The organism is Streptomyces sp. NPDC033221 (assembly GCF_055577005.1).
On the sequence record NZ_JBVIQN010000001.1, the window covers coordinates 183187 to 197269 of the forward strand.

The window sequence follows — 14083 nt, forward strand, 5'->3', positions numbered from 1 at the left end:
CAATGCCACCACTATTCGTCACGGCCATCACATAAACCACAGATTAAGTGTTTCGGTTTGGTCACATCCCCCCGCGCTCCTTTCCGGAATCCGGACAAAGCAATCCCAGCCAGACAGGAACGAAACGGGCGCTTCGCGCGCGTCGCGGCGCCCGGCGTCCGCTCTCCGGACGTCATCGGACAGAAGGAGCTTGCACCGACCCCGCCGGTCAGGGTATAGGGACGCGCCACGGGCCAGGCGCGGTCCGCCGTCGCCCGCCCCGGCGCCCAGCCCATACCGTCACTGTCCGTACATCCCGGCCGTCACTGTCCGCGCCTGCCCGCCACGGAGCCTCGCCGGCCCGCACACCGGTCACCGCTATGCGCATATTTCAAGGCCGACTTGGCGTTGTCGTGGTGATCAAATTTGCTTGACGCTCACCAAGGGGCCGTGCAGGATGTTCGTCGTCCGGTCACGCCGGTGCATACGGCGGGCAAAGGTCACCGGCTCACGGCATACGCCCTGATCGCCATCCCGCCGGTCAGCGATCCGGTTTCTTCCCGGTCGCCGGCCGATCGTCAACGCCGACCACTTATTTGAAGCATTCAGCACGTCGAAGTCCCTACGGCCGCACGTGAGCGCAACCCGCTCCGTCGGCCTTTTTTCGGGGCTTCACCAAGGGGGAATTTCCTGTGCGCACCATGCTCAAGTCCAAGATCCACCGTGCCACCGTGACCCAGGCGGACCTGCACTACGTGGGCTCTTTGACCATCAGTTCCGACCTCATGGCGGAGGCCGATCTCCTCCCCGGCGAGAAGGTCGACATCGTCGACGTGGACAACGGCGCACGGCTGAGCACGTACGTCATCGAAGGCCCGGCCGGCGAGGGCACGATCGGCATCAACGGGGCCGCCGCGCGGCTGATTCAGCCCGGTGACCTGGTCATCATCATCGCCTACACCACCGTCACCGACGACGAGGCGCGGACGCTCAAGCCCCGGGTCGTCTTCGTGGACGACAAGAACCGCGTCACGAACCTCGGCTCGGACCCGGCCGAGGCACCGGCCGGCTCCGGCCTGCTGCGCGGCGACCGGGTAACGGTTCCCACTGCCTGACCACTTCTGGACGCAATCCGTACAGCTGCCTTGAGGAGTCAGGTATGACCACGCAGTATGACCGTTCGCAGCCACTGGTGATCGACAACGCAGTGGACCGCTACAAGGCGGAAGTCGTCGCCGCTCTCACCGATTTCGGTGCGGCGGCCCCGGAGAGCGGTGAATTCAACCCGGGTTACGACCTCCCGCAGTCCGGTACCGAACTCACCACATTCCTCAGCGCATCCGGACTGGCCTTTTCGGAACTGGGTGAATACCGGGGAAAAACACTGCGCTTGATGGACCTCATGCGCAATCCGCGCACCGTCACCACCAAGACATTCGCCTCACTGGCCATCGTCGCCCGCGCGGTCGCCCACATCCGCCGCACCGGGGAACGGATCATGATCCTCTCCCCCTCGTCCGGCAACAAGGCCACCGCGCTGCGGGACGCCGTACTGCGGGCCTACGAATCCGGGCTGGCGACCCCGGAACAGCTCAACATCATGGTGATCGTGCCCGGTTCGTCCCGTGCCAAGCTGTGGTCCTCACCGCTGAGCGAGGACTCCTCCCTGCGCGCCCGCAACCCGGTGGTCACCTTCGACGGCGAGGAGCGCGCCGATGTGAAGCTGCTGGCCCGCGCTCTGGTGGACCAGTACGCCGAGGAGCTGCGCGAGCGCCACGACATCAACCTCTGGTACACGCTGGACATCAACAACTACAAGGCCGCCGACGTCGTACGGGCCTGTGCCGAACGGGAATTCCTGCCGCGTGTCCCCGGCCGGCTGCACGTCCACTCCGTTTCCAGCGCCTACGGCCTGCTGGGCCACCACCTCGGCGCCCAGCGGCTGGCAGCCGCCGACGGCGGCACCACCGACGCCCACTACTTCCTCGTCCAGCACCTGGACACCCCGGACATGGTGCTGAGCCTGTACTTCGGGTCTCCCTCCCGGGAGAACCTGCCCGAGTACCGCTTCAACGCTTCCACCGGCCTGTACGAGCAGGACAGCGACCCGCGATTCCCCGCCACCACCTACGACCCGGCGGAGAATCTCGACCCGACCTTCTACACCCGCCGCCCGGTCACCTCGGCCGAGATGGACCCGGTCATCAAGGCGCAGGGCGGCGGCGGCATCGTCGTCTCGCTGCACGAGTGCCTCTCGCGCTATCCGCAGCTGCGCACCCTCCTGAGGCCCTCCGGCATCCAGCTCCCGGCAGACCCCCGCGAGCTGCGTGAGTGGTCCCTGGTCATGGCGCTGACCGGCATTCTCAACGCCATCGACCGGGATCTGGTCCCCGAGGACGACATCCTCGTCCACGGCACCGGTGCCTATCAGGTGTCCGACTTCGAGCCGCTGCCCCGTCCGTATCTCGTGCCCGTCACGGATGTGGCCTCCCTGGCCGACGTGGCCTTCGCCGCTGCCAGCGGCAAGGACGACCGCGACTGATGCCGGCCCGGTCAGCAGCCCGGCCGCTGAGGAAGGCGCTCAGCCGGTCGCCGAGGGGGCCCGTCAAACGGGTCTACGCCGGGACCCTGGCGTCCAACATCGGCGGCGGAGCATGGTTCACCTGCTGGGCCATCTTCGTGACCCACTTCATCGGGCTGTCCTCGGCCCAGTTCGCCCTCGGCATCACCGTGGCCGGGCTGGTCGGGCTGCTCATCGGCAACCCTCTCGGCTACCTCGCGGACCGGGTCGGCGTCCGCGAGGTCCTGGTCTGGACCGTCCTGGTCCAGGGCCTGGCGACCCTCGGGTTCGCACTGGTCAGCGAGTTCTGGCTCTTCCTGCTGTTCACCACCGTCACCATGGCGGCCGAGCGGGTCGCGTCGGGCATCCGGGTCGCGCTGATCTCCGGGCTGCTCCCCGAGGACGAGCGGCTGGCCGGCATCTCGACCACCGTCGTGATGGCCCACGTCGGTTCCGCGGTCGGCGCCGTGCTCGGCGCGGGCGTCCTCTACCTGGACAGCCGCCCCGCGTACCTCGCGCTCGTCGTCCTCTACGGCCTGTCCAACATCGCGTTCTCCCTGATCGTGCGGGGTGTCCCGCGGGTCGCGTCGCTGACCGACCGCAAGGTCTCCCGGGGGATGCTGGCGCTGCGGGACCGGCCGTTCCTGGTGATCACCGTGCTCAGCGGGCTGCTCGCCCTCAACTGGGGCATGCTCGGCAGCGGACTGCCACTGTGGGTGACCGAGCACACCAGCGCCCCGGCGTGGACCGTGGGCGTGGTCACCACGATCAACGCGCTGGGCATCGTGGTCTTCCAGAACCGGGTCAGCCGGTACGGGCGCACGGTCCCCGGCGCGGCCCGCCTCGCCATCTGGTGCGGCGCCGCCCTCGCGGTCTCCTGTGTGCTGTTCGCCGCCACCTACCACCGCTCGGGCGCCCTTGCCGTGGCCCTGATGGTCGCCGCGGCGGTCGCCCACGTGGTGGGCGAAATGCTCTTCATCGCCAGCACCTGGGGGCTGTCGGTGGGCCTGGCCCCCGAAGACGCGCAGGGCGAATACCAGGGGACCTTCAGCGCCGGTCCCACCACCGCGGTCATGGTCGCACCGGCCCTGATGACGCTGCTGGTCGTCGGCTGGGGCGTGCTCGGCTGGTTCACGCTGGCCGCGCTGTTCCTGGTCAGCAGCGCGCCGGTGGTGCCGGTCAGCCGCTGGGCGCTGCGCAGCGGTCCGCGGCGCGCGGCGGCCGGGACCGACGCGCCCACGCCGTCGCCGTCGCCGTCGCCGTCGGACAGTTTGACGAAGGACTGAGACCTCATCGACATGGACACAGCCATCAGACCGCCCGCGGCGCCGGACACCGGCCGTCCGCTCGACGACCCCCGCCCGCCCGGCGCCGGCCAGCCGCTCGCCCCGCACCGACGCTTGCGCCTGCGCGCCGGGTTCGCGTGGGAGCAGAGCGGCGATCCGCGCATCATCAGGGCACGCAATGTCGTGGACAGCCGGCTGCGCGGGCCGGTCACCTCGCTCTCCACCGCCGGGCCCGGCTCGCCGAGCATCGCCTACGCGGGTCCCGCGCACGGCGTGGTGAAGATCCATCAGCTGCTGGAACGGCAGCGCGAGATACTCGGCTTCCCCACCCTGCACCGCCGCCAGGCACCCGCTCCACGGGCCGGACTGGCCTCCGGGCGTCTGCTGCCGGACGCGGACCTGGTCGCGGTGGGCGGTACACGCGCGCAGATCGCCCGGCTGCCGCAGCGTGCGTCCCTGGTCCTGCCCTACCGGATGCACATGGTGATCGACATGCCGGCGGACCCCGCGGAGTGGCAGCGGCAGATCTCGAAGCGCGAGCGCAAGTGGTTCGCCTCCCAGCGCGGGAACGCCGACTGGGAGCTGGAGATCGCCTCGGACGACGCGTCGTTCGATTACTTCTTCGACCGGATGTACGTACCCACCATGGACGTACGGCACGGCGAGCGCACCCGCGGCGAGACCAGGGACGCCGCGTACGAGTGCCTGTTCAAGGGCGGGGTGCTGGCCTTCGCCCGGCTCAACGGCGAGCGGGTCTCTGCCTCGCTGTGCCAGTGGCACGAGCCGAGCGGCACCCTCACCGTCCGGCTCGGCGGGGTCTTCGAGGGCGACGAGAAGCTCTTCGCGCTGGGCGCGCTGCGCGGCGGCGACCACCTGCTGCTGGAGTGGGCCCAGCGAACCGGCGTCCGGCATGTCGACTTCGGCGGCAACGAGGCGTGGCTGAGCAAGGGGATCTTCCAGTGGAAGCGCAAGTTCACCCCGCGCATGGCCGTCGCGCCCAACCACTTCGCCGACCTGCGTGTGTGGTGGCACGCCCGCCGGGACACCCCCGGGGTGCGCGACTTCCTCGTCGCCAACCCGGTACTGGAGTTCCACGGCGGCACGGCACTGCGGGCAGTCTATTTCCACGACGCCGACCGCCCGCCGCGCCTCGACCTGGCGTACCGCTGCGCCAATGTCACCGAGCACCGTCTGCTCCACCTGGACACCTTCCTGGCCAGGGCACACCGCGCCCCCTCGCCGGCCGTCCTTGCCCCGGAGAGGAGCCGAGCTCGATGAGCATGACGTCGGCGTCGGCGCCGGGGCCGGCCACCCCGTACCGGTCCTGGTTCGGTGACCGGCGCACCCCGCCGGACACCGGCCTGGACCCCGCCCGGCGGGCCGAGATCATCCGCGCGGAGCTGCACGGCCTGCCCTCGGGAGGCACCTCGACGGCCCTCCAGCCGGTCGTGGTGCCCCAGGAGCGGTACCGCGAGCTGATGGACGTCTCGGTCCGGCTGCTCGACCTGCTGCGCCGGACCGCGACCGGCGTCGCCCCGGACCGCGCGGGCCGGATGGCCGCGCTCGGCGTCCGCGCGGACGAGTGCCCGGCGTTCGTGGCGGACGAGGAGTTCGAGCTGCGGCACTGCGCCGACATGGCCCGCGCGGACGTGGTGATCGGCGCGGACGGCCCGCAGTTCATCGAGTTCAACGTCGGCGGCTCCTTCGGCGGGATGCCGCACTTCCAGCGCCTCCAGCGGGCGTGGCACCGCATACGGGAAGAGGCCGGGCGCCCCGCCTACGTGAGCGTGGACGCTTACAGCAGGCTGGCGCTGCTGGTGGAGAAGGTCGGTGCCGAGCTGGGCATCGCTCCCGGCGTCGCGCTCGTCGACCACCACGACCCGCACGGCCAGGAGGACACCCGCTACGTGGCCGGGATGCAGGCGGATCTGCTGCGCGCACACGGCGTTCCGGCCGTGTTCACGGAGCTGGAGGAGCTGCCGGACGCGGTCGGCATGCCGGGCCCGGCACCGCGCCACCGCCTGGGCATCCGCCAGTTCAACCATCTGGACATGCGTGCGGCCGGGGCCGACCTGCGGCCCGTACGAGCCGCGCTGGACGGGGGGTTCCTCATGATCCCCTCGCAGAGCGCCCTGCTGCTCGACAGCAAGGCGGCACTCGCGCTCCTCTCGGAGGGACAGCCCTGGATGTCGGAGGCGGAGCGGGAGCTGACCGGGCGTCACGTCCCGTGGAGCCGCGTGGTGGGAAACCGCAAGACCTGGTGGCGCGGCCAACGCCACGACCTGCCGCAGCTGCTCGCCGAGGAACAGGACCGCTACATCCTCAAGGGCACGACCGGCAACGCGGGGGACACGGTGACCTTCGGCATGCACACGGAGCCCGGGGACTGGCGGCAGCTGATCGACACGGCCGTGTCCACGGGAACGTATGTCGCCCAGGAGGTGGTCGAGACGGTTTCCTACCCGCTCGACATCGTCCACGACGCGAGCGGTGCGGTGACCCGGATCGACGCCGACGCGGTCATCAGCCCCTTCGTGCTCGGCGGCACCGGCGCGGGCTGCATCGTACGGTGCGTTCCGGCGCACGGCCCCGGCGTGATCACTTCGGGGCCGCGGACGGTACTGAACTGTCTGGTGGCGGAAGCGTGAACCGTAGCGCGGACAAGGAGAGGGTGAACGCCATGAAGGTGGGCGTCGTGGTACTGCCCGAGCACCCGGGGCCCGAGGGGGTCCGGGTCTGGCAGCGGTTGGAGGAGCTGGGCGTCCGGCACGCCTGGACCTTCGACCACCTCTCCTGGCGGTCGCTGCGCGACCGGCCGTGGTTCGACGCGCTGACCACACTGACCGCCGCCGCGGCCGTCACCGAGCGCCTCACCGTCGGCACCCTGGTCACCTCGCCCAACTTCCGGCACCCGGTCACCCTGGCCAAGCAGATCATGACGCTGGACCAGATCAGCGGCGGACGTTTCGTGCTCGGAGTGGGCGCCGGCGCGGCAGGCGCGGACAGTACGGCCCTGGGCGGCCCCGAACTCACCCCCGGCCGGCGGGCCGACCGCTTCGAGGAGTTCGTCAGCCTGACCGACCGGCTGCTGCGTGATCCGGTCACCTCGCACCACGGCGCGTATTTCGACGCGGTGGACGTCCGCAACATCCCGGGGTGCGTACAGCGTCCCCGCGTTCCCTTCGCCATCGCGGCGGCGGGACCGCGAGGCATGCGGCTGGCGGCGCGGTACGCCGACACCTGGGTCACGATCGGCGACACCGCACAGCCCGGCGAACAGAGCGAGGACGACGCCTTCGCCACGCTCGGCAAGCAGCTCGGCCGCCTCAAGGACGCCTGTGACGGCGTCGGCCGGGACTTCACCGGCCTGGGCAAGCTCGTCAACCTCAGCAGGATCGTCACCGATCCCTATGCCTCCCCGGCCCGCTTCGGCGAACTCCTCGGACGCTGCGCGGACCTCGGCTTCACGGAGATCACCGTCAACCACCCACGGCCCGAGGGGATCTTCGCGGGCAGCCGCGCCGCGTTCGAGCGCGCCCTCACGCGCTGACCGCGCGGCCGGACAGGACGGGCCAGGTTCTCCTCCGAGGAGAACCTGGCCCTACGTGGTGCGGCGGGTGTTACCGCTTCGCGCGCGAAGCGGTGCGGCCGCGCTCCTTCTGGTCCAGGACGACCTTGCGGATACGGACCGCCTCCGGGGTCACCTCGACGCACTCGTCGTCGCGGCAGAACTCCAGCGACTGCTCCAGGGAGAGCTTGCGCGGCGGCACGATCGCCTCGAAGGAGTCGGCGGAGGAGGAGCGCATGTTGGTGAGCTTCTTCTCCTTGGTGATGTTCACGTCCATGTCGTCGGAGCGCGAGTTCTCGCCGACGATCATGCCCTCGTACACCTCGGTGCCGGGGTCGGTGAAGAGCACGCCGCGCTCCTGGAGGTTGGTCATCGCGAAGGCGGTGACCGCGCCGGCCCGGTCGGCGACCAGCGAACCGTTGTTGCGGGTCGTCAGGGTGCCGAACCAGGGCTCGTGGCCCTCGTGGATGGAGTGCGCGATGCCGGTGCCGCGGGTGTTGGTCAGGAACTCCGTACGGAAGCCGATCAGGCCGCGGGACGGGACGACGAACTCCATGCGGACCCAGCCCGAGCCGTGGTTGGACATGTTGTCCATCCGGCCCTTGCGGACGCCCATGAGCTGCGTGACGGCGCCCATGTGCTCCTCGGGCACGTCGATGGTCATGCGCTCGACGGGCTCGTAGGTCTTGCCGTCGACCTCCTTGGTGACCACCTGCGGCTTGCCGATGGTCATCTCGAAGCCCTCGCGGCGCATCTGCTCGACCAGGATGGCCAGCGCCAGCTCACCGCGGCCCTGCACCTCCCAGGCGTCGGGACGCTCGGTGTCCAGCACGCGCAGCGAGACGTTACCGATCAGCTCGCGGTCCAGGCGGTCCTTGACCTGGCGGGCGGTGACCTTGCGGTCCTTGGTCGCGGCCTTGGCGTCCGCGCCCTTGCCGGTGCCGCCACGGCCGACCAGCGGCGAGGTGTTGGTGCCGATGGTCATCGAGATGGCGGGCTCGTCGACCGTGATCAGCGGCAGCGCGACCGGGTTCTCCGGGTCGGCCAGCGTCTCGCCGATCATGATGTCGGGGATACCGGCGACGGCGCAGATGTCACCGGGGCCCGCGACCTCGGCGGGCTTGCGGGTGAGCGCCTCGGTCATCATCAGCTCGGTGATGCGCACGCTCTGGACCGACCCGTCGCGCTTCATCCACGCGACGGTCTGGCCCTTTCGCAGCTCGCCCTGCTCCACGCGGAGCAGCGCGATACGGCCGAGGAAGTTGTCCGCGTCGAGGTTGGTGACGTGGGCCTGCAGCGGCGCCGACTCGTCGTACTCGGGGGCCGGGACGGCGTCCAGCAGGGTGCTGAAGAACGGCTCCAGGTTGGTGCTGTCCTGCGGGACCGTGCCGTCCTCCGGCTTGGTCAGCGAGGCGACGCCGTCTCGGGCGCAGGCGTAGACGATCGGGAACTCGATCTGGTCCTCGTCCGCGTCCAGGTCCAGGAACAGGTCGTAGGTCTCGTCGATGACCTCGGCGATCCGGGAGTCCGGACGGTCGGTCTTGTTGATGCACAGGATGACCGGCATCTTCGCGTCCAGCGCCTTGCGCAGCACGAAGCGGGTCTGCGGCAGCGGGCCCTCGGAGGCGTCCACCAGCAGCACCACCGCGTCCACCATCGACAGGCCGCGCTCGACCTCGCCACCGAAGTCGGCGTGGCCGGGGGTGTCGATGATGTTGATGGTGATGACGTCGCCGCCATCCTTGGGGTGGTATTTCACCGCCGTGTTCTTGGCCAGGATCGTGATGCCCTTCTCACGCTCCAGGTCGTTCGAGTCCATCATGCGGTCGTCGAGGGACTCGGCTGCGTGCGCGGCGAAGGAGCCGGCCTGCTTGAGCATGGCGTCGACGAGGGTCGTCTTGCCGTGGTCGACGTGGGCGACGATGGCGACGTTACGAATGTCGTGGCGCGTGGGCATACTGCGGCGCTTCTCCCGGATCGTGGTGGGCGGCACGTACGGTCCGGTACGTGTGCCTGCCGGGCATGAAGACGCCACGGCCTCACCCCATGGTACGGGGCGGGCGCGGTATCGGCCGCCCCCGGGCGCTCGAACCACCTCTGACCTGCGGTGATTGATGTTCGAATGGCCGCTGTACGCCCGGGGACCACGTCCGGCCCGCCTGCGGGACACCTGTACGTAACCGGGTGGACGGCCGGGTCGTACGCCGGGGGCGCAGGGCCCGGTCCGTCCGCTACATCCGGTCCATCACTTCTTGTAACCGATGTCCTGGAAGCGCGGGGTCGCGAAGCCGAAGGCGCCCGCGTTGACCACGTCCTCCTTCGCCGCGACGACCTCGGGCCGCTGGTAGAGCGGTACGGACCCGGCGGCCGCCCAGATCCGGGCGTCGGCGCGCTCCACCAGCTCACGGGAGGCGTCCTCGTCCAGCTCGGCGGCCGCCTGGTCGAAGAGCTGGTCGATGTGGTCGGTGCCGACCCGGGTGTAGTTCTGCTCGACGGTGAGACTGCCGTCGGCCGCGGGCTGCGGCTTGGCGTAGATGGGCCGGCCGTCGGTGGCCGGGTAGGCGGAGCCGGGCCAGGTGTAGAGCGCCAGGTCGAAGTCGCCGGCCGCGATGTGGTCCTCGAAATAGCTGGCGTCCGGCACCTTCTGTACGGCGGTCTGCACACCGATCCGGGCCAGCATCCCGGAGATCCGGTCGGCCACCGTACGCAGCCGCTCGGAGCCCGGACCGTCGGGGAGCACGAAGCGCAGCACGAGCGGCTTGCCGTCCTTCTTGAGGGCGGGGACCGGGCCGCGGGCCGCGGGGTCGGCGGCCGGGCGGGCGTCCAGCGGGGCGGCCAGGCCGCCCTCGACCGGCTTGCCGTCGGCCGTCCGTCCCCGGTCCGCCGGGCCCCGGCCCGCCTGCTCGGCGCCGGTGCCCCCGCCGCCGGGCGCCGGGGCCACCTCGATCATCTCGGCAGCGCTCAGCGCGCCGGCCGCCAGCATCTCGTAGCGCCGGTAGTCCGCGTACGCCGCGACGGTGGTGTCCCCCGCGGCCGCCCTGCGCCCGTTCGCGGCCGCGTCCTTGTAGAAGTCCGCGCTCTGCCGCAGCAGCGTGGCCCGTTCGAGGTCGGCGGACTGCACACCGGCCGAGGACAGCGGCGTCGCCGATACGGCGCCGGCGCGCTCCACGTCGCCCGCCTTGCCGTCGTCGGAGCCGCCCCGGCCGGCGTCCACCTTCTTCTCCGGCTGCTGCTCGGGCTTCTGCGGCTGCGCCGAGGAGCCGCCCGGCGCCCGCCAGCCCGCGTCGGCCAGCATCGACCGCGCGGCCGTGGTGTCCGGGCCGCCGAGGGCGCCGCTGTGGTCCGTGTACCCGGGCTGACCCGCCATCAGCAGATGGCTGCCGAGCGGCCGGTTCGGCAGGCCGAGCGGCTTGAGCACGGAGTCGGCCAGCTTCTGCCGGTCGATGGCGCGGGCCACCGCGCGGCGTACCCGGTCGTCGTTGAGCGGATTGGCGCTGCCGTTGAGGGCGAGCTGCGTGTAGGCGGGTTCCAGGGCCTTGCGGACGGTGTAGTGGCGCAGGGCGTCCCGTTCGGCGGCGGACACCTTGCGCGGCGGCGCGTCGTCGCCGCGCGGGGCCTGGGGGTGATCGGCGTCGTGCTCGGCGTCTTCGACGCGCCCGGCCGCCGACGCCCCGTCCGGCGCTCCGGCGCTCGGGGAACCGGCGCTCGGGGAGACCGCGCTCGGCGACCCGGCGCTCGCCGACCCCGACGCCGCGGGTCTGCGCGCCGCGGTGATCTTCCGGGCGTCGGCCGGGTCCACCTCGGCCAGGTCGATCTTCCCGGCGGCCAGCGCCGCGGTCCGCTTGTCGCGCGGCAGCGCCGTCAGCACCACCTTGTCCAGCTTGGCCGGCGCGCCCCACCACTTCGGGTTGCGTACGAGGGTGAGGGTGCCGGCCCCGGCGTCCCGCTCGTGGACCGTGAACGGCCCGGCCACCTCCTTGAGCCGTTCGCGGGCGCCGTCGTTGAAGGCGCGCGCGTCGCCCATCACGCTCTTCGGGTACAGCGGCGTGAAGAGTGACCTCCAGTCGGCGTACGGCTTGGCGAAGGTGACCTTGACCTCGCGCGCGTTGCCGCCCTGCTCGATCGTGTCGATCCGGTCGTATCCGGCGTTGCGGGCGCTCCAGTACGCGTTGTCCTTGCCGCTCAGCGCCTTCCACTGCGCGACGAAGTCCTCCGGTCCGATCGCTCGCCCGTCGCTCCACCACGCCTTCGGGTTGATCTTGTAGACGACGGTCTGACGGGGCTCGCGGTCGGTGACGTCGACGGCGTCCAGGTAGTCCGGGTTGCGCTGCGGCCGGCCGCGCTGGTCCAGGGTGAACAGCCGGGGCAGTACGGCGTCGGTGACGCGCCGCGTGGCCGCGTCCGCGCGCGCCTGGAAGGTGTTCAGCGTGCCGGGTACGGCGTCCACGGCCCAGCGCAGCGTGCCGCCCTGGCGTACCCGGTCGCGGGCGGTGACGGAGATGTCCTGGGCGCCGGGCGCGGCCTCGTCGGCATCGTCGCCCCCGCCGCAGCCGGTCAGGACCGGCAGCGGCAGCAGCACTCCGGCAGCGAGGAGCGCGGCACAGCGGCGCCTGCGGCAGACCGCGCCGCCTGAGCTGACGGGGTGGGTCATCACGGTTACCTCCGGGGCTCGCCCGCGCCGCGCCGCCGCGGCGGGCCGCGGGGCCACGGATCACGTTCGGCCGACTTTGCGGCTCATCACATCTATGGCTCCACCACTGAAGGGGACCGGCCGCCGCGGGGGCGGGCGACACGTCGGCCGCCCCCGCGAAGGCCACCCGCCCGGCCCAACCGTTTCCCCTTCCCGGCACGCGGCTGACCGTACGCCGGGCGGCGTGCAGGTGGTACGGCAGGCCGGCGCCGGGGCCCTCGGGACGGGAGGGCGGACGGACCCGGGAAGGCATGCCCGGACAGGAGGGCGTACGGGCCCGCGCCCGCGGGCGTACGCGCCGCCGTACAAAAGCACGCCCGCCGGCCCGGACCGACGGCGCACACCTGCCGAAACACGCCGGTCCGGTTCCGCAATCACGGCAGATCCCTTCCCAATCGCGACTGTGACGCGCGACACTCGCTGGCGCACGCCGCTGTGCCCGGACCGGGTCCGGGCCATGCGGCTAGGGCGTTTCTGATGGATCTCCGTGGAGAGAGGCGGCGTTCGGTGCGTGCGCTTGGGGGTCCCCCCTGCTCGAAGAGCTAGGGGGAGTGCGGTGTGAAGGGTCATGTGGCGGAGCCACCCGTCCCTTTGCGCCGTGCGGCGAGGGTGCGTGCCTGGGGGGCACCCCCCAGCGGTAGCTGGGGGAGTCGCGACGCCGCGGAGATCCGTCAGAAGCGCCCTAGGGCACGCCGACCACACCCGCGGAGGTGAGGCAAGTCATGTCCTTGCACGACGATCTGACGGCTGCTCAGCGCAGCCTGGACGACCTGGAACGGTCGGTCGGACGACTGGAGGCGCAGGTCGGCGACGGCCTGGACATCCGGCGCGTACGCAGCGACGCCGACCATTTGCGCGAAAGCCTGCAACTGCTGCGGGACAGCACCGCGGACGCGCCCGGCGGGCGGCCCGCGTACGGCGCGGGCGCGCGCTCCGCCCGCCTGCCGGTCCCCGCGCCCGAGATGGTGACCATCCCGGACGCGCCGTACGACACCGCCCTGTGGGCCGACGCGGAGGACGAGGGCCTCGGCGCGCGCGACCGCCGGGCGCCGTAGGCCGCACACCCGTACCGCCGCTGAGCGCCACCCGTCCCACCCTCAGACAGCCGTCCACGGAGACCGACGTTGGCCACTGGCACCGAACCCCAACCGCATACCGGCACAAGCGGCACGAAGGGCGCGGCAGGCCCGCCACGCACCGGCGTCCACGCCCCCTCGCGCGCCGCGATCCCCGCCCGCCACCTGCGCACCGACCGCTGGTGGCTGTACCCGGCCACGACCGCGGCGGGCCTGTTCGCCTTCGTCGTCTACTCGACCTGGCGGGCGTTCGCGAACGCGGACTACTACGCCGCGCCCTATGTCTCGCCGTTCTACTCACCGTGCCTGGCGGAGAACTGCCACCCCATGCGCGGCGGCCCGAACTGGGAGGTCGTCGGCGGCTGGTGGGGCCTGTCCCCCGCCCTGCTGATCCTGATCTTCCCGCTGGGCTTCCGGCTGACCTGCTACTACTACCGCAAGGCGTACTACCGCGGCTTCTGGGCCTCGCCCCCGGCCTGCGCGGTGGCCGAGCCGCACAAGAAGTACACCGGCGAGACCCGCTTCCCGCTGGTCCTGCAGAACATCCACCGCTACTTCTTCTACTTCGCGGTGGCCGTCGCGGGCATCCTCACCTACGACACCGTGCTCACCTTCCGGAACGCGGACTACGAGTGGGGCCACATGGGCCTCGGCACCCTCGTCTTCCTCGTCAACATCATCCTCATCTGGGCGTACACCCTCTCCTGCCACTCCTGCCGGCACATCATCGGCGGCCGGCTGCGGCACTTCTCCCGACACCCGGTGCGCTACCGCCTGTGGGGCTGGGTCGGCAAGCTCAACGCACGGCACGCGGCCCTCGCCTGGGCCTCGCTGATCAGCGTGGCCGCCGCCGACTTCTACGTCTTCCTGCTCGCCACCGGGGCCTTCGACGATCCGCGCTTCTTCTAGGAAGGGTGCCTTGTG

At 71.3% G+C, this 14083-nt stretch carries 10 protein-coding genes; 8 read left to right on the forward strand and 2 right to left on the reverse strand.

Annotated elements, in window-relative coordinates:
• Positions 1-680 precede the first annotated feature (680 nt).
• Genes panD through ACZ53K_RS00865 form a run of 6 tightly spaced genes read left to right on the forward strand, consistent with a single transcriptional unit; the run spans position 681 to position 7375 of the window.
• Positions 681-1094: an aspartate 1-decarboxylase gene (gene panD / locus ACZ53K_RS00840; protein ID WP_468830770.1), complete on the forward strand. Its 414-nt coding sequence runs from the start codon at positions 681-683 to the stop codon at positions 1092-1094.
• 44 nt (positions 1095-1138) lie between these two features.
• Complete coding sequence (locus ACZ53K_RS00845; RefSeq protein ID WP_468830260.1) at positions 1139-2521, forward strand: DUF6002 family protein; 1383 nt, start codon at positions 1139-1141, stop codon at positions 2519-2521.
• On the forward strand, positions 2521-3825 hold the full coding sequence (locus ACZ53K_RS00850) for an MFS transporter (protein ID WP_468830262.1): 1305 nt from the start codon (positions 2521-2523) through the stop codon (positions 3823-3825). The genes ACZ53K_RS00845 and ACZ53K_RS00850 overlap by 1 nt, the downstream gene beginning before the upstream one ends.
• A gap of 12 nt (positions 3826-3837) precedes the next feature.
• Positions 3838-5103: a GNAT family protein gene (locus ACZ53K_RS00855; protein WP_468830264.1), complete on the forward strand. Its 1266-nt coding sequence runs from the start codon at positions 3838-3840 to the stop codon at positions 5101-5103.
• Positions 5100-6473 (forward strand): hypothetical protein, encoded by a 1374-nt coding sequence (locus tag ACZ53K_RS00860; RefSeq protein WP_468830266.1) that lies wholly within the window; start codon positions 5100-5102, stop codon positions 6471-6473. Before ACZ53K_RS00855 ends, ACZ53K_RS00860 begins: the two co-directional genes overlap by 4 nt.
• Positions 6474-6505: 32 nt before the next feature.
• Positions 6506-7375 (forward strand): LLM class flavin-dependent oxidoreductase, encoded by an 870-nt coding sequence (locus tag ACZ53K_RS00865; protein ID WP_468830773.1) that lies wholly within the window; start codon positions 6506-6508, stop codon positions 7373-7375.
• A gap of 70 nt (positions 7376-7445) precedes the next feature.
• Here ACZ53K_RS00865 and typA read toward each other — a convergent pair whose 3' ends face one another.
• Both typA and ACZ53K_RS00875 read right to left on the reverse strand, forming a co-directional pair.
• Complete coding sequence (gene typA / locus ACZ53K_RS00870; protein ID WP_468830268.1) at positions 7446-9350, reverse strand: translational GTPase TypA; 1905 nt, start codon at positions 9348-9350, stop codon at positions 7446-7448.
• 288 nt (positions 9351-9638) lie between these two features.
• A complete protein-coding gene (locus tag ACZ53K_RS00875) occupies positions 9639-12044 on the reverse strand; it encodes an ABC transporter family substrate-binding protein (protein ID WP_468830270.1) in 2406 nt (801 codons plus the stop codon).
• A 761-nt stretch (positions 12045-12805) separates the two neighbouring features.
• Between ACZ53K_RS00875 and ACZ53K_RS00880 the strand changes: the two genes are divergently transcribed.
• The gene (locus ACZ53K_RS00880; protein ID WP_468830272.1) at positions 12806-13138 is read left to right on the forward strand and encodes a hypothetical protein; all 333 of its coding nucleotides are present in this window, start codon (positions 12806-12808) and stop codon (positions 13136-13138) included.
• 69 nt (positions 13139-13207) lie between these two features.
• On the forward strand, positions 13208-14068 hold the full coding sequence (locus tag ACZ53K_RS00885) for a hypothetical protein (RefSeq protein ID WP_468830274.1): 861 nt from the start codon (positions 13208-13210) through the stop codon (positions 14066-14068).
• Positions 14069-14083 lie beyond the last annotated feature (15 nt).